Below are 17,880 nucleotides of genomic sequence, written 5' to 3'. Positions count from 1 at the left end.
AGTTCCATTTGATCCAAATTCAAACCAATTACATTTTTATTTTCATTTACTGCATAGCAGTTTTTACTATCTAAATCAGTAATATTATCTAAACTAATTTGTTCTAAATTTCTACCAATTTCTTGCTCTAATTTTTTGATGATGTCTAGGTCGGTCATGATGATTGTCTTTTGAACATGATGTAACGGATTAAAGGATAGACAGGATTTTGATTGTAGGCACTTTTAGGGCTTGAGGCAAACCATGCTTTAATCCTGAAAATCTTTAAATCCGCATAATCATGTTCAAAAGTCTGAATCTGGATTTACTGGATTTTTTAAGAATTGAGGCAAACCATGTTTTAATCCTAAAACTCTTTAAATCTGTGTCATCATGTTCACACCACCCATTAAACCAATCCTAAAACCCTAAAAATAAACAATCCATTCTTGACACGCTTTACACATAAAAGTATAAAAACAATCAATTTTTCAAAAAACACTGGAGACCGTCTATGATAAGACCGCTATGGGTCACACTGGCTATGCTGTGTTGGCTACCCATTTATGCATCAGCAATTCAACTCATTGATGGTAAAAGTTTTGTATACGACATCGGTGATAATGGCGTGCTGGTCAATGGAACGCTCAATGCTTACCAAAATATGTACAATCTACGTGTCAACAGCACCAACTACATCGGCAACCCCAGCAGCTTGGCAACCCAAGGCCGCGAAGTCATCACCAGCCGCTACACCGAACCTAATACCAATTTAGAAATCAGACGACGAATCTATGTCTCAAAAAATTACAATTTCGCGCGATATATGGAAATCATCAAAAACCCAACCGATAGCGCACAAACCGTTGATATTGAAGTCTATGGCACACTGGGATCAGGCGCACGTACCGTCACCGCTTATGACCAAAAACAATTTCTCATCACCGATGATGAAGCCGTCACGGGCGCACTCGGCGGTTTACCTGCGCTATTACATTACCACTCACAAGCGGGTAGCCCTGTCACCGCAACCCATATACTGGTGGGCGACAAACTAAACTGGACATATAGCAATGTCGAAATCCCAGCACAATCCCAAGTTCGCCTACTCTATTTCGTAGCACAAACCCAAGATATTGATACAGCCTACCGATTTGCCCTAAATTTCCCGAGCAATCCCAGCTCATTATACGAAGGCATCACCACCAACCAACAAGCAGAATTAATTAACTTCTTTCCACCTGCCACCCAAACCCCACAATTTTCCAATCCCGTGTTTTTAAATCTGGATGAAGTGCGCTCAGGGTTCAATTTAGAAGCCACAGATGCTTTATCCTCACAACGCGCCAATATTCCAGCGGACTACTTTGGTTTCGATTTAGTCCAAGATCAAACCATTGCGATTCGCATGACCGCCAATTTTAATACCTATTTATATTTATTTGATGACCAAGGACAATTACTCGCTAGCAACGACGATGCAGCCAAAACCACCCATTCAGAAATTATATTCACACCAAGCCAAACAGGCCGTTACTACGTAGAAGCCACCGCCCATGAACAAAATAAAACCCTGACTTATGGTGCATATAGCATCGAGTTAAAAAATAAAACCCTCAATCGCAATCCTTTGGCTCATGCTTTTACCTTGCAGACCGATTCCACAACGATTCCTACAACTGTCACATTGACCGATTTTAGCGAAGATGTGGATGGAGACATTATTGAACGTTGCTGGCATTTTGACGATGCAACCCCGATGACATGTAGCGCAGCATCCAGCATCACCCATACTTATGAACAAGCAGGCCATTACAGCATCGGTTTAACCGTGAAAGATAACGCGGGTGGCTTAGGTTTTCACAACGAATCCTTATCATTACAAGCAGAATTAGACGCGATTATTTTTCCCGTTGATAGCAGCACTGAAGGCGAATTGACTATTGATGATGGCAAATCACAAACCCGCATCAATGCCTATACCGACCGCTATGTGATTAAAGGCATACCTGTTGGACAAGAACTGGTGGTCAAGATGCAATCAGCACAGTTTGATAGTTTGGTGTATTTATACGATGCGTTTGGCCGTCAATTGCGCTTTGATGACAATAGTGGCGGTGGGCAGGATGCACATTTACGCTATACGCCATTATATCCAACCGATTTATTATTAGAAGCGACCAGTTTCAATGATAATGCACTGGGACAATATAATTTATCGGTCAATTTGGTGTCACAAGATACTGATTTCCATATTCCGATTGAAGCCGCGACCGCATTGGATAATGCCTTAAAAACCACCTTTGTGGCGCGAATTCCAGAAAGCTTTCAACCTAAGTTTTTCTTATGGGATTTTGGTGATGGGACAGAATTTGTCGGCACAGATAACGCGGTGGTGTCACATCAATTTAAACGTGCGGGTAATTATACTGTTAGTTTAGATATTCGTAACGCGGACAACCAAACCGTGACAGGTGAAGGAGAATTCACTATTTCCAATCAAGTGGTCGTGCCGCAAGCCAATTTCCAAGTCACACCTTTATTCGGCGAAGCACCATTGCGCACTTTTTTCACCAATAATTCAAGCGTCGGCATCAATGGCGATACACTGAGTTATTTATGGAAATTTGGTGATGGACAAGTGGCAACAGGTAAAAATCCTGCACATACTTTCAGCCGTGAAGGGGTTTATTCGGTGATTTTACAAACCTCTTCAAGTTTAAATCAACAAAGTGCATCTTATACAGTACCGATTACCGTGATTGATCGTGACAGCGTTAACATTCCCGTGACAGGTGTGACTCGCCAACGTCCTCAAGTCTTAATGGCAGGCTTTGATCCGATTTTACAAGATGTATTAGAAACCGAAGCCAGTTTATTTGCCATTGTTCGCCCCGGAGCAATGCCGATTCAATCGGTACGTTTACTGAGTAATGACACTGATTTCAAACAAGCAATGCAACATACCGCAACTTATGCCAATGGCGACCAACGTTTTGAAGCCATTTTAACTTTTCCTCGCGGCATTTATCCTGTCAGCCAATTAGGCGATTTATTCGGTGATGATACAGGCCAGTTTCAAATCCAAGCCTTAGATCAAGCGGGTCAATTCCACGCTTATCCGAATTTAGAAATCAGTGACAGCCCTAGCTTATTGACAACAACTACATCTTTGCGTATTGAACCTACAAAGCAAGTTGGTATTCGTCGCAGTTATCCACAAGTCTTAGCGGCTGGGTTCGATCCTGTTTTAATTGATGTTAATGACGGTGAGTTAACGATTAAGGCTATCGTGCGTGAAGGTCTATATCCAATTCAAAATGTGACATTGCAGCTTAATGATGGCACTTTCTCTTTAGCTATGAGATGGTTAGAGACCCTTCCGAATAACGACAAACTGTACGTTAGCACCTATACTTATCCACAACAAGGCTTAGCTATCAGCACTGTAAGCCAATTTTTTGGCAGTCAAGCAGGGCAATTTTCGATATTGGTAACCGACCAAGCACAACGTAGCCATCAGTTTCCACAATATACAATTGGCAACTACTTGCCTCAATGATTAAGAAGGAGATTTTTTAATGAATAAATGGACTGTGATATGCCTGTTATTTTGTACTTGTGCTGTACAAGCAGAAGAAGTGTATTTAGAAGGCATTAGTTTTCTAGGTAGTGCAAAAAAAGCCTATGTTGTTATGGATGAAATGCAAATGCCCGTGGAAGAAGGTGACGAATTAGGACAATGGGTGATTGGGGAAATTCAACAACGTGCGATTGTATTGCACAACCAAGCGGGTGAGGAACAAATATTAGAATTGTATAGCAAATTAGAAGTTGCACCTGCTATAACCGAAGATATTGAAAACGGGATTGTTGAATACCCATTTGCCCAAGCTGTTGAGGATGACACACAAACGTTAGAAATCTTACAAAAAATGCCAGAAGGTAATCCATTTGCAGCCAAACCTCAAATTGTAGATGCTGATATCCCTGCTGGTAAACGCAGAGTGAGCACGCCCTTTGGCGATTTTTTAGTGGATGACGTTGAACCCGAGCCTGAACAGACCCAATTATTGCAACAAGCAGATGAAAAAATCAGTACTGTCTTTGAACAGGCCGTTGAGTCTGAGGAAATCAATGCTGATATTGAGGATAACATTATCAATAATAATGATGAAACAAACGATCATCCTGTAATTCATACACCTTTTGGAGATTTACCTGTGAATACAGCGGAATGATTTGCTATTATATATAGTAATAGTTTTGTCATATTACTGAATTTCAGGAGGTTTCTTATGAAACTAAAACTTATTTTATACTTAGGACTATGTTTACTTTATGCTGGACAAGCAGTGTTGGCAGAGGATGACGTGTTCAATGAACCTATTGAGCCTGTCTTTGTTGAACCTGAGAACAATGTTTCACAGCTAGATGAACCCGTATTTATAGAGCCTGAACCGATCCATGATGAACCAACATTTACAGAACCAGAACCGATCCATCGAGAACTGAGTTTACATCAAAAAAGTATTCCAGCAGATGTATTTGTTTTTCCTGATCGTTGGGAAAATGGTGAAATTTTTGTACAACGTATGCAGTTTGATGAAAATTCAGGTAAAAGAGGCGGTGTGGTTGATTTTCGTGTTGAAGGTATTCGCAGCGACATTGATATGGATGTGTACATTGCCTTTAGTACCCGTCCTATTTTTGACTGGCAATATCAACAGGGCGTTGCTTTAGACTCTGTGAGTTTAGAAATTATTTCTGGGGTCACATTGCCAGCGCGTCAGGTCAGACATTTTTTCAATCAACCAACATCATTTAGTTTAGGCGGTTTTGCTTATGTCCCGTCTAATTCATTAGTATTTGCGGTTAATTTAGAGGACTTAGTTAATACACCTCAGCTTTATAGCGATGAGTTGTATTTTCAAGCGATTGCAGTACCTGCAGGCTCGACTAGCTTTGATGCACCCGATGTACAAAGTTCAGAAGTCGACTTCTATCGCATTATCCGTTAGTTATAGTGTATTCTGATTTGAATGTTATAGAAATGTCTCACTTTCAGGACTGCTAGTCCTTTGAGGATTGACAGTCCTACTAGTCGTTTTATTCTAAGATGATACAGGACTGCCAGTCCTAATACCCAAAGTGAAATTGACTATAGTTGTTTCAGAATCAGAGTGATTGCTCTGATTCTGATGTCTTTGTTCATGTTCTCAACATCGGTTTATTTTTTAGTATTCGCCAATTCTTCAATTGCTTCAACTAATTCAACAATCATACCGCTAAGAGATTTAACCGATTGATTAAGGCTTTCATCGAGTTGGGTAGTGAAATTTTCTACTTGGTCACGGTAATTTTCTAAACCCGTAGACAGTTCTTGGAACATTTTGCCCACATCGTTATCAACTCCTTCAAAATGCTTCTGATATTTTTTCCAAACCTTCTCAACCGTGTGACCACTTTCCATTAAGGCATTACTCGAATTCATCACCACATCGGTTAAATCTTCCACATGATTAGTGGCTTTTATCAAAGCAGGAGTTGCGGTACGTAAACCCGATTCAGTGGCTTGCAAACCTTCTCTAACATTCTGTAATTGCTGTGACATCTTATCAATCACAGGTAATGTATCACGTACCACAAGTATAATTTGTTCTCGAACTTGGCCTAAACTCTGGCTGGTTTGCTGCATTTGCTTGCCGAATTCTTCACTGGCAGAGGATAAAGTATCTGCAGTATGTTCTGCCGCATTGGTCAATTCGCGTTGCAACGATAAGCTTGATTCATCAATATTATTTTTTAATTCCTGCATAGAACCTAAAAGCTGTTGCATCGGTTCAGTGGCTCTTTGCATTTCTTGGCTGGTTTCTGCCTGCACTTTTTGAATCGATTGGGATAACTGCTGGATTAAATCACTCGCGCCTTCTGAAAAACCTTGTTGCAAGGTAGACGATGCCTCGTGCATTTGTTGGGTAAATTCGACACTAGAATGATTCAACTTATCGCCCAATGAACCTAAAATACTTTCTAAACCGTGCAAGGTGGTCGCCATTTGCTGCATTTCCTGACCTGCAGCCCCTTGTAAACTTTGCGAGAATTGTTCAACCATATTTTGCAAAGCATCTTGATTCATATTGGTCAATTTAGATTCTAATGTCTCAATCGCGCCTGCTAAAGGTTGGATTGCTTCTAATAATTTCTCGGTGAATTCATCTTCTAAAGCATGGGCAATTGAAACGGCTAATTCACTATTAAATCGGGCGAGTTGTTCAGTTTGGCGTTTAGATTCATCAACTTGACGCTTGCTTAATTGTTCCAAGGTAGTGAAATATAAACGTTCTTCTAAGCCACGGCATAAGGCATGTAATTTTTCGCTCAATTGATATAAGTGGGCTTTTTCACGCCAAGAAAATATGATCGAAGATAATAAGCCCGCAACCGAGGTGATAAATTTAAACGTAGCCGCGTGTAGTAATTCGCTTAATGCCGCTTTGGCCTGTTCGACATTTTCTGCGGCCACCCCTTCACTGGCAAACCAAAGTGCCGCAATCAATCCGATAAAGGTAAAAAACAAGCCAATGCCGACTAAAATATTAGGGACTGCTTGATATAAGGTTAAATTGAGTTGTGGAGAAACCAGCGCAGATTGATTGAAATAAATATTGGGACGATTGGTATAGTAAATAATGTATTCATCGTCAGAAGTCGGTAAAATCAGGGTTTGTCTAAATGTTGACCATTGGTGTGCAAAAAGAGGGTATTGGCTGACATATTCATTGAATTCTTCGTAATGTTCAACAAATTCATCTTGCGGAATTGCATCCAGTTTGGTTTGAATCGCGTTGAGTTGCGTCAGAAATTCGGCAATCCTCAAACGTAAATTAATCCACACTCCGATACCAAGGCCTGCAATGCTCAATGCCAGCAGCCAAGGTACAAAACCATGATTAATTAAGCCGAAGAATAAATCCATAATTTTACGTTTTGGATGGGAATAACTGCTGTTATTGTACCTGTTTCAGATTAGAGTAGCAGTATAAAATCAAATGTTTTAAATTAATATTTTGAAATGGCTGTGTTTTTTTAGAATGAAATATTTGATACACAAGTTAAATAATGTATGGCAAAATTGATCTATTCTGCGCCTATTTAGAGAATCATTTCCCATGAACCCGCTAATTGCTATAGTATGCTTGTCTTTTGTTATTGCCTCTTGTAGTCATAAAAACATATACGAAGCGGTGAAAGTCAATCAAACTAATGAATGTACAAAATTGCCACAAAATTCTTATGCTGAATGTATCGATCGAGTGGATAAACCTTATGATGAATATGAGCGTGATCGACAAATCTTAATTGAAAATGGAAACTCGCTATAATGTTAGCACTTCCTGCTTCAACTTTACTTACTAGGTAACATTTATGACGGATATAGTAAAAAGACCTTGGTATCAAGAGCCTTATGTTTGGCTTGTTATTTTTTTTCCATCATTAGCGGTAGTTGGTGGCATGATTACGATTACGCTAGCAATTACTTCTTATGATGGTTTAGTTGTTGATGATTATTACAAGCAAGGTTTACAGATTAATAAGAAGTTAGATCGTGATAAAGCGGCAGGTCGCCATGGGTTACGGGCATTTATGGCCTTTAATGTCAGTGATAACGTGATTGTGATTGAGTTGGATAAACAGGCTGATTATGAATTGCCAAGCAGTTTAAATATTGTTTTTTCACATCGCACTCGTGCAGGGTTTGATACTTCTCTGTCTTTTGAGCGGATGGAAGGCAGTATTTATCGTGGACAATTACCCGATTTAATTGCAGGCAAGTGGACAGTTGAATTAGCGGCGGATGATTGGCGTTTAATTGGTGCGGTCAAAATGCCAATGCCAATGACCCGTGAATTTTTGATCGAGCCAACTTATTAGAGATAGTGAATATTGAATTGATTGCTTTGGTCTAAATTCCTAAAAAATATTGCTCTAACCACTGGCTTACAGAATTTGGTTAGAGCATTTTTATCTACAATCTTTTAAATACCAAAAATTTTGCTTTTGATTAAGCTTACAATGTTGGTAGCTGCTGCAGATTCAGCAATACACTGTAATACCTCTGGTAAATAGGAAAGTGACTTTTTGAGTGGTCTTTCATTCCGTTCTGAGGAAGATTTACCTAATTCTAGTTTGATAAGGTTGTATTCGTTAAGTGCTTCTTGTTTATCTTCAGATTCAGGAAAAGCTTTAATAAGTTCTGATAGCTCAGTTAATAATTCGTCCGTACTACGGTTATCAGTTGTTAAACTTTGGTTGACATTATCGCCTAGGTTGATATTTGAGCCAGAGACATTGCCACCAATGGAAACTTGCTTGTCAATTTTGCTTCCCATGACTTTATCGCCTGCGACTTTGTCACCTTCAACATAATCGCCACCATCATTTACGCTAATTGTTCTCTCTGCCATAATTACATCTCCAATAATATTAAGCGTTTGCCCAATTTGTTTGTTTCTATAAGTTTCGATGCCGTTGAGTAATGCTTTGACACTGACTTTTTGTTTAAGACTGTAAATAGTGTATTCTTTTTCACCCATTTCTTCAGCAAGCACTAAATCTTGATAGGGAATCAGTATATTTTTATACGGCACTTGTTCTTTGACAACCAGTTTTGCAATAGTACGGCGGATATTTTCAAAAGTCACACGGACGGTTTGTAGTAGTTCTCGTCTTTGATTGCCTGTCACGTAAATATAAATGATTTTTTCTTCTATATCTGCTTTAACTTGCGCTTTGGCTTGATTTTGTATTAGTACAACTCCTGTACGCCAATAGGTATTTTTTGAGGCTAATTTATGTAAATGCACAATAAACCGAGAAATCACACTGTTAGGTAATACATCATAATGCAATTCAAAGCATAAGCTGTTTTCATAATCCCAATTTATATCGGGTTCTTGTTTGCTGAGTAAATCGGGAATCAGAAAGCGGTTTTTCACATCAGGAAATTCAAAGCACAGTTGAAATTTTTCCATGATGTCCATGATAAAGCGATGTTTATTTTCAGGGTATTTTTTGCTATTGGGTAAAATGTCGGGTAGTTGTACAAGGTCAAGTATCCCTTTGGATTGAAATAATTGATAGCTATTGAGAATGGTATAAATACCTTGAGTAATCCATTCAGGGTTTAAGATATTGGTTTCTTTGAGGTAAGGGCGTTGATTGTCTTCTCTAAAATTGAGTACGATGCCTAAATCATGTAGGAAATCGATTAAGGTTTTTTGACTGCTGCTGTCAATGTTTTTTTGCTCGCAAATTTCTGCATATTCTTCGTAAGAAATAAAATCCTGTTGCATATTTTCTAATTGAGTTTTGATGTTAAACCATGATTTTGGCAATAAGTCGTGAATATGTTTGAGTTGGTCGATGTGTTTAAAAATGTCTTGTTTAATGTTTTGTATATTATCAGTGTTTTTACAGGAAATTTGATGAAATTCTTTAATATTAGGGTATTTTCTGAGTAGTTCTTTTTCATTTAGTTCAAGCGGTTGTTGGTCTATTTTGTTAGTGGCAATAATCACGGGAGAGCCTACACCATAGGTTTGAATCAGTTTTAACCAGTATTCGACACGGCTATATTGTTCTTCTTGGCGCGCATCGAGAATCAATAAATACAAGCTACGTTTGGTGAGGAAAAATTGATGCGTCGCGTGCATGATTTCTTGTCCACCAAAATCCCACACATTTAAGCGAATTTGCTCATTATTAATCTCAACTTGCCAATTTTGAATATTAATCCCATGGGTTTGGTTTTCATGCTCGTCAAATTCATTGAATACCAGACGTTTAACCAAAGAAGTTTTGCCTACACCACCTTGTCCAACAATTAATACTTTTGCTTCGTTGAGGGGTTGTTTCTCATGCTCTTTAAAATAGTTGCGGATGGCTTCGATGCCTTTTTCAGCTATTTCTAGTGGTGGGATTTCTAAGGGGTTATATGATATGTAAAGATGACATGAATTTTTCAATTGCCCCACCGACGCTGGCAGTTCTTTTAGCTGGTTATTCCTTAAATCTAATTCACTCAAATTTAGCAGTTTCCCAAACGACGCTGGCAGCTCTTGTAGCTGGTTATTCATTAAATCTAATTCACTCAAATTTAGCAGTTTCCCGAACCACGCTGGCAGCTCTTTTAGCTGATTATTTCTTAATTCTAATTTACTCAATTTTTGCAGTTGCCCAAACGACGCTGGCAGCTCTTTTAGCTGATTATTTCTTAATTCTAATTTACTCAATTTTTGCAGTTGCCCAAACGATGCTGGCAGCTCTTTTAGCTGGTTTTCATTTAAAAATAAACAACTCAATTTTTGCAGTTGCACAAACGACGCTGGCAGCTCTTTTAGCCAGTTTTCATTTAAAAATAAATAACTCAATTTTTGCAGTTGCACAAAAGAGTCTGGTAGCTCTTTTAGCTGGTTTCCCCATAATCCTAATACACTTAAGTTTTGTAGTTGTCCAAACGAGGCTGGCAGCTTTTTTAGCTGGTTACTACCTAATATTAATACACTCAAGTTTTGCAGTTGAACAAAGGAGTCAGGGAGTTTATCAACTTTATTGTTGAGTAAAGATAATCTTTGTAAATTTTTCAGATTAATTAAAGCATTAGGAATAGTACAGAGTTCTAATTTATCTAAATTCAAACCAATCACATTGTTATTTTTATCCACCGCATAGCCGTTTTTTCTATACCAACTAGTAACTTTATCTAAACTAATTTGCTCTAGTTTTTGACCAATTTCTTGCTCTAATTGTTTGATGATGTCTAGGTCTGTGAACATGATGTAACGGATTGATGGATGGACAGGATTTTGATTGTAGGCATTTTTAGGATTTGAGGCAAATAATTGGTTTTAATCCTGAAAATCTTCAAATCTGTTTAATCTTGTTCAGAACATGATGTAACGGATTAATGGATGGACAGGATTTTGATTGTAGGTATTTTTAAGATTTGAGGCAAATAATTGGTTTTAATCCTGAATATCTTTAAATCAGTTTAATCTTGTTCAGAACAGGATGTGACGGATGGATGGACTATAGGCATATTCAAAATAAACGTTATTTATAGTGATTAGTAACTGAAGTTACGCAAAGAATCCCAAATTAAAATAAGATAAGTAAGTATGAAGCAAGAAGAATTAAACATATACACAGATTATTTAAGCGTAAGCTTTGGTCAAGCAACAGCGACAGGATTGTCAAATCACTTTCAGCAATATTAAAAATGACTTGCACGATTAACTCCTAATCAATATGTTAGAAACCGTTTATGGTATAAACAAGATGTTTAAATTGTAGGATTGAAAAGAGAGAATTGCAATTATAAGAAAGGAAAATAGAGAAATCCCGCTCCCGATAATCACGAGAACGAGATTTAAAACAACAAACTAATTAGACGTAAACTCAGGATAAGCTTCTAAACCACATTCAGAAATATCCAAACCTTCAAACTCTTCTTCTTGACTAACACGTAAGCCCATTGTTAATTTTAACAACATCCATACTGCACTTGACGTAATAAACACCCATGAAAAAATCGCAATAATACCAATCAATTGCACTTTAAACGAAGCTCCGGGGGTTGAAATCGGTACAGCCAACAAACCCCAAATCCCTGCAATACCATGTGCTGAAATCGCACCAACAGGATCATCAATTTTATATTTTTCCAACGCCAAAATAGCAAAAATCACCAATACGCCAGCAATTGAACCCACCAATAATGCCACACTTGGGTCAGGTGTATGCGGTGCAGCCGTAACCGCAACCAAACCTGCTAACGCGCCATTCAACACCATGGTTAAATCACCTTTGCCGAACAAAGTACGCGAAGTTAACAATGCTGCAATCAAACCACCTGCTGCGGCCAAATTAGTGTTTACAAAAATCAACGCCACAATATTTGCATCATCAAAAGTACTGATTTTTAACTGAGAACCACCGTTAAAACCAAACCAACCTAACCACAAAATGAATACACCTAAAGTCGCCAAAGGTAAGTTTGCACCCGGCATCGCGCTGATGCGTCCATCTTTGCCATACTTGCCACTTCTGGAGCCTAATAAAATCACCGCTGATAATGCAGCCGCCGCACCTGCTAAATGCACAACACCTGAACCCGCAAAATCACTGAAGCCCATTTGATTTAAGAAACCACCACCCCAATGCCAATAACCTTGAACGGGATAAATAATGCTGGTCATGAACAAACAGAAAATGAAAAATACCCATAATTTCATCCGTTCAGCCACTGCACCTGAAATAATCGATGTTGCGGTTGCAACGAATACCACTTGAAAGAAAAAATCCGCCATTTTGGAATAATCTGCACCACCATCAGGCGCATTTTCAGCCCCGATGCCAAAACCAAAACTAGGGATAAAGCCGCTCTCTGTACCACCACCATACATCACTTGATAACCGACAAAGAAATACATCACACAAGCAATCGCATACGCGGACACGTTTTTAAGTAAAATCTCAACGGTATTCCTTGAGCGGACAAGACCCGCTTCCAACATGGCGAACCCTGCCGCCATCCACATTACCAATGCACCACAAATCAATAGATAAAATGTGTTGAGTGCATAATCTATTTGGTTTGCATCCATTTTTAACCTCCTCAACTGTGAAAATTTAATCATTTTGTGCAAGCAGAACTTGCTATACCCATATTCCCAATAGGATTTGGAAACGAGCGTTTAGTGTTTTTAGATATTTCCTATAGTCAATTTTGGTTCGTATGTTAGGACTGGTAGTCCTTTTATACTTTAAATATCAATCACTTTTAAAATTGAGGACTGCCAGTCCTGTATCACTTTAAAATAAAATGACTATATTCTCGTTCCCACATCGGGAATGCCGTCTGGACGCGCCGCGCCCTATTTTAGATATTTCTAAGCAGCTTGTGCCATGGTTTCAACGCCTGCGGCTTGTAGTAAATCTGGAATATCCGCTTCAATGATTTCAACATTTTGACGCTCACAGAATCGTTTTTCTTTATCCGTTGCATCAGGTAATAAAATATAACCTTTCGGGTCGCCTGCAGCATAAGTAATGTCAGACATAATCATACGCTCTGTATCACGTAACAAACGTAAACCCATGAATAAATACTGTTTTTGTTTACGATATTCTTTAACAAATAAAGGAATACCAAAACCGCCCATCAATTCTGTAAGATAATCAACATAGTCTGCATCTGATGCAATAAAGTGGGCTTCTGGAACAGGTGAGCCTGATGGTTTAAATAAAATTGGTTTAGATGAACTCGTCGTGCCAATCGTAATTTCTTTATAATTTTCGCCATCATAATCAAATAATTTAAAACGATAATCAGTACCACCAATCCGTGCCATACCTAAAATCAACGTATGAGGACGGCTTGCATAGGCATTTTGTAATAATAAATCACGATTGATATCAATGATATAAGGCAACTCTAAACTGGCTAACCAATCATGTACAGCCGTATTTGACCATTCCGTTTCTTTATAAGTTTTCACTAAAAATTGGGTGATAAACTTCCGTCCGCGTTTGAGCTCTAAATTCATCGCAGCACGTGGAAATTCATACATTAATTTAGGTGCCATCGGTTTACCGTTGTTCATGGCATAAATCAAGCTATCACTGTCTGCTGGAATCGGTTCACCTGCGTCATTTGTTGAACCGTTGAGCGCGTAAGCCCCTAAATAGGGAATGATTTGCCCTTGTTTGAGACCATCAATTATTGAGCTTAAATCTGTCATACTTACTCCTCAGAGCCAAAGCAATTGTCATAATCAGCACAAACTTCACACGAAGGGGCGCGACAAATATAAATGCCTTCACTGATACACAGTTGTTTATAAAAGAATTTTTTCCATTTCATATCGCGGTCATTTTTTGCCGCTAATGTTGGAAAATTATATTGAATTAAGGCGGTTAAATCAGCACGTTGCCATAAACCTAAATCTTGCCACAAATGGTCAGAAGCCATACAACCCGCAATTAACATATCTGCTATCCATTCGCATTCAGTATCATTACTGCGGCGATGGGTTAAAAATAGGCGTTTTAAATCATCAGATTCAAGTGCTCTTTCATCACTAAGAAGTTCAATACGAGGGTCAGCAGGTAAGCGGCAACCTGTAAAATGATATTGTAATAAACTTTTAAAATCCGCGCGGCTTAAGCCTAAACGACTCGGCATTGCACCTTGCCCTTTGTATAAACTGCTAATCATGCAGGCTAAAGCTCGGCCATTGGGTAAACCTTGACTGTGTTGCATCAAAATCCCGTAAATACTTTGGGTTTGTTCGGTTTCTGTGGTCATCAACCCGGTGTTGTAGGTGGCTGCATATTGGCTATTCATGCTGGATTCTCCTTAACAATCAGGACTGGCAGCCCTTGAAAGTATAAATAAAACAGTAATTTCAAAAATATCAGGACTGCCAATCCTTGGAGTCACTAAATCAGGTATATTCGATCAACATATCTTCATCACGTACAATCATTTGACACGCTAAACGCCATGCAGGCGGTTGATCGCCCACTTCTGCTTTTTCGACTTCTTCAGCAGTCAATTTGCCTGTTTGTTTTAATACCACTTTTTCTTTGTCTGTTAAAAAGCTACCCATACGTGGTTTGTCAGATAAGCTAGTGACTTTAATCACGCAAGTACCACATTCACCATCAGCACATTCAAAGTTAATGGGAATTTTGTGCTCACGCGCGATTGATAAAATATTTTCTGTGTGGCTACCTGCAACTGCATAAACCGTTTTGTCACGATAGCTAGGATTGCTAAATGTAATATTTGGCATGATGTACACTCCAGTTTTAATAGGGTTTACTTTAAAAGACACTCAGCATCTATACTGCATCCCAACGGAAGCCGCTGGAACGAGAAAGTAAAAATTAAGTTTCTAATTTACGCAGGTTTAACAACTATTTTGCCGCCTAAAACTTGGGCTTGGCAGGCTAAACGTTGATGGCGGCCTGCTGCGTTTTCACGTAAAATTTTGTCTTCTACGACAGAAGGTTGATTTAAATTTTCCCAGCCTTCGAGCACATCCATGATACAGGTACCACAGTCGCCTTCTTTACAGCCGTAAACGATGCCAGAACCTTCTTTTTCAGACACGTCAATCACACGTTCGCCAGTGCTGACCGTAACGGTTTTGTTGATGTCTTTAAATGTTAATTCTGCTTTTGCCATGATGAATTCCCCTTATGTGTGTGAAAAAACAATCAAACTAAATGAGTAATCTTGTTAAGCTCGTTATCACGGAGACCGTTGGAACAAGCATCTGAATGAAAATAAATCAAAAATCTTTAAACAGGGCTTACAGTGACATCACCAATCACTTGCGCCTGACATGCTAAACGGAATCGCTTACCCGCCATGTTTTCACGCAAAACTTTATCTTCTAAAACCGAAGGCGTATTTAAATTTTCCATGCCTTCCAACACTTCCATAATGCACGTACCACAGTCGCCCTCACGACAGCCATACACAATGCCAGAGCCGACTTTTTCCGACACTTCAATCACACGAATACCCGCAGGCACATTGACACTGACATCAATATCAGCAAAAGTGAGTTGTGCTTTCATGGTTTTGCTCCAAACTTAAAGTAAATCTTCAAAATCAATGACTTTATGGGTGGTTTTCCCTGTCAATACTTTGCCCAATTGCACACCAAAATCATGGCATCGTTGTAATTCTTCATCAGTTGGAATCAATTTGACTCGAAACCCCGGAACAGGGACTTTAAACTTCAAGCCACGCATTCGACTTTCCAACATATCCACCGCTTCACCTGACCAACCGTAAGAACCAAATGCCGCACCTAATTTGCCCTGAGTTTCAATCATCACCAGCGATGACATTAAATCCCACATTGGTTTAGTCGCATCACCGTTGATTGTTGGTGAACCCAAAGCAATGCCGTCAGCTTCTTCAATCAAATTCACAAAAGGCTCAACTTCACCACCCGCTAAGTCATATAAGGACACGCGTACGTTATCAACCGTTTCCGCACCATCACAAACTGCTTTCGCCATCCGTGCTGTATTGCCATACGAGCTAAGATAGAAAATGAGTAAGGTTTTATCTGAACCAAGTTCTTTGGGGAGTTTTGAAGTGGCTAATTCACGGAAACGTTGCACGTAACTATTTGGGCGGTCACGTAGGATAGGACCATGAGAGGGGGCAATAATCTCAAGTTCCAAGGGTTCAATATGCTCCAAGGCTTCTAAAACATATTTACGGAATGGGCGCATGATATGAGCGTAATAATATTCAAATGAAAAACGGAAATCACCACATAAATCATTGAATAAACGGGTATCACAGAAGTGACAACCAAATACATCGCCAGAGAATAAAATATAATCTTCTGGTAAATAAGCGCATTGAGTATCAGGCCAATGCAAATAAGGCGTATGTATAAAACGTAGTGTGCGGTCGCCTAAGCTGATTTCATCGCCTGTTGCAACAGGGTTAAACGGGATGGTTTGCGCATCTTTTAGCAAGGCTTTTAACATCTTCGGGGCTTTGTATGAGATGTAGACTTGTGCTTGTGGTGCGCGTTGCAATAATTCGGGTAATGCGCCTGTATGATCTGGTTCTAAATGATTAAGCACAATGGCTTTAATTTCGCTGTAATCAGCCACAGATTCTAAACGGGTAAAAAAATCATCCGCAAATTCTTCTTTTACTGTATCAATCACTGCAACGCCTTTGCTGCCTCGCAACAAATAAGCGTTATACGTCGTGCCATTCGCCGTTTGCAAAATCAAATCAAAGGTACGTAATTGTGGGTCTAAAGCACCAATCCAATGTACGCGCTCTGAAACTTGAATAGCCTCACGATTTGTTGCAGCATTAATCACAGCATCCATAATGATTCTCGATACGTCAATGACAGATGTGTTCGCTATCCTTACGTGGACAGCTTTCTAAATCAGTGGCTTGTTGTGATGATGGCTGTAATCCAATCCAATTTTGTACGCTTTCAACATCAAAACCAACTCGATAATCTTGGTTCACTTGCATCAATGGGCGGCGGATTAACAGCGGGTTTGCAATCATCAGCTCTAACGCTTGTTTAGCGGAGATATTTTCAGGCACAACTTCACCTGATTTAACTTGTGGTGCACTACGATTAAACCAATCAGCAACAGAGTGACCTTTAAAAAACAGTAATAAACCTGCCTCATCCCATGCTTCTGAAAGCAAATCTTTTGCGATCACCTCATGCCCTGCTTCTGACAATAGCTTCTTTTGTCGCGTATTGTTCACACAGTTGGGCTTTTCATAAAACACCACTGTTGCCATGTAAATCTCTCCAAAACGATGTTTACAACATAGTATTGCAAAGCATAAGCCATTTGTTATATGCTTGATTTTAAAGATGAAATTTAATTTATCAGGATTGATTGTAGGAAAAGTTACAATAAAAAAAGTAAGGCTTGTATTGAAGGTAACATGAGTGTTTTTTATTAGGAGTTAGGAATACTGAAGCTAAGCTTTAAACTATTTTGCTAGAGGTATAAATCGTAGTAAGAGTGTAAAACAAGTTTTGTGAGTAGCCACTTAATATTCAGTTAGAGGACTAGCACTATTTTCATTCTCATTGACACCTTAGTTTAAGTCATATTGAACTGGTTTTATTGAATAGCTCAAAATATTATGCTAATAAGATTAATTTAAAAATATGTTGCTTTGCAGTAACTTGAGATTTTTTAGTCAGCAGTCAGCGCAAATAATAACTAAAAATTCATTTGTTAAGGCCTATAAACCATACCAAAGTATTAAACATTAATTTGCTATTCCCGACTAAAATACTATTGTGCAAC

The 17,880-nt window shown here is 38.9% G+C and carries 15 protein-coding genes; 5 read left to right on the top strand and 10 right to left on the bottom strand.

Translation table 11 applies throughout. The annotated features are described in order from the left end of the window. Positions 1-493: 493 nt before the first annotated feature. From ABXH34_RS00790 to ABXH34_RS00780, 3 genes are read left to right on the top strand one after another with little or no spacing between them, the layout of a single operon-like run. On the top strand, positions 494-3,541 hold the full coding sequence (locus ABXH34_RS00790; protein WP_353569948.1) for a PKD domain-containing protein: 3,048 nt from the start codon (positions 494-496) through the stop codon (positions 3,539-3,541). Positions 3,542-3,560: 19 nt separating this feature from the next. Further along, positions 3,561-4,220, top strand: coding sequence for a hypothetical protein (locus ABXH34_RS00785; protein ID WP_353569947.1), 660 nt, complete (start codon positions 3,561-3,563; stop codon positions 4,218-4,220). Positions 4,221-4,277: 57 nt separating this feature from the next. Beyond that, positions 4,278-5,000, top strand: coding sequence for a hypothetical protein (locus tag ABXH34_RS00780; protein ID WP_353569946.1), 723 nt, complete (start codon positions 4,278-4,280; stop codon positions 4,998-5,000). 209 nt (positions 5,001-5,209) lie between these two features. Here ABXH34_RS00780 and zorA read toward each other — a convergent pair whose 3' ends face one another. Next, on the bottom strand, positions 5,210-6,958 hold the full coding sequence (gene zorA, locus ABXH34_RS00775) for an anti-phage ZorAB system protein ZorA (RefSeq protein WP_353569945.1): 1,749 nt from the start codon (positions 6,956-6,958) through the stop codon (positions 5,210-5,212). A 193-nt stretch (positions 6,959-7,151) separates the two neighbouring features. Here zorA and ABXH34_RS00770 point away from each other — a divergent pair, with 193 nt between their 5' ends. Continuing rightward, the gene (locus tag ABXH34_RS00770; protein ID WP_353569944.1) at positions 7,152-7,364 is read left to right on the top strand and encodes a hypothetical protein; all 213 of its coding nucleotides are present in this window, start codon (positions 7,152-7,154) and stop codon (positions 7,362-7,364) included. A gap of 43 nt (positions 7,365-7,407) precedes the next feature. Continuing rightward, entirely contained in the window at positions 7,408-7,914 is a 507-nt protein-coding gene (locus tag ABXH34_RS00765) for a FixH family protein (protein WP_353569943.1), read from the top strand. Between the two features lie 104 nt (positions 7,915-8,018). On the opposite strand, the gene ABXH34_RS00760 is transcribed toward ABXH34_RS00765, so the two are convergent. The 9 genes from ABXH34_RS00760 to ABXH34_RS00720 all read right to left on the bottom strand — a co-directional run bounded on the left by ABXH34_RS00760 (position 8,019) and on the right by ABXH34_RS00720 (position 17,359). Further along, positions 8,019-10,817 carry a COR domain-containing protein gene (locus ABXH34_RS00760; protein WP_353569942.1) on the bottom strand — a complete coding sequence of 933 codons (2,799 nt, stop codon included), beginning with the start codon at positions 10,815-10,817 and terminating at the stop codon, positions 8,019-8,021. A 606-nt stretch (positions 10,818-11,423) separates the two neighbouring features. Then, entirely contained in the window at positions 11,424-12,647 is a 1,224-nt protein-coding gene (locus ABXH34_RS00755; RefSeq protein WP_353569941.1) for an ammonium transporter AmtB, read from the bottom strand. Positions 12,648-12,932: 285 nt separating this feature from the next. Further along, positions 12,933-13,784, bottom strand: coding sequence for an SIR2 family protein (locus ABXH34_RS00750; protein WP_353569940.1), 852 nt, complete (start codon positions 13,782-13,784; stop codon positions 12,933-12,935). Between the two features lie 2 nt (positions 13,785-13,786). Next, entirely contained in the window at positions 13,787-14,389 is a 603-nt protein-coding gene (locus ABXH34_RS00745; RefSeq protein WP_353569939.1) for a nitrogen fixation protein NifQ, read from the bottom strand. Positions 14,390-14,489: 100 nt separating this feature from the next. Beyond that, a complete protein-coding gene (locus ABXH34_RS00740; RefSeq protein WP_353569938.1) occupies positions 14,490-14,840 on the bottom strand; it encodes a 2Fe-2S iron-sulfur cluster-binding protein in 351 nt (116 codons plus the stop codon). Between the two features lie 107 nt (positions 14,841-14,947). Continuing rightward, entirely contained in the window at positions 14,948-15,235 is a 288-nt protein-coding gene (locus ABXH34_RS00735; RefSeq protein ID WP_353569937.1) for a 2Fe-2S iron-sulfur cluster-binding protein, read from the bottom strand. A 116-nt stretch (positions 15,236-15,351) separates the two neighbouring features. Beyond that, positions 15,352-15,633 carry a 2Fe-2S iron-sulfur cluster-binding protein gene (locus ABXH34_RS00730; RefSeq protein ID WP_353569936.1) on the bottom strand — a complete coding sequence of 94 codons (282 nt, stop codon included), beginning with the start codon at positions 15,631-15,633 and terminating at the stop codon, positions 15,352-15,354. Between the two features lie 15 nt (positions 15,634-15,648). Next, positions 15,649-16,923 (bottom strand): FprA family A-type flavoprotein, encoded by a 1,275-nt coding sequence (locus tag ABXH34_RS00725; protein ID WP_353569935.1) that lies wholly within the window; start codon positions 16,921-16,923, stop codon positions 15,649-15,651. 16 nt (positions 16,924-16,939) lie between these two features. Beyond that, positions 16,940-17,359, bottom strand: coding sequence for an ArsC/Spx/MgsR family protein (locus ABXH34_RS00720; protein ID WP_353569934.1), 420 nt, complete (start codon positions 17,357-17,359; stop codon positions 16,940-16,942). Positions 17,360-17,880: the final 521 nt, after the last annotated feature.

The organism is Candidatus Albibeggiatoa sp. nov. BB20 (assembly GCA_016744725.1).
GTDB lineage: Bacteria > Pseudomonadota > Gammaproteobacteria > Beggiatoales > Beggiatoaceae > Albibeggiatoa.
The sequence above is the reverse complement of the archived record's forward strand: the minus strand, read 5'-3'. Positions and strand labels throughout refer to the sequence as shown.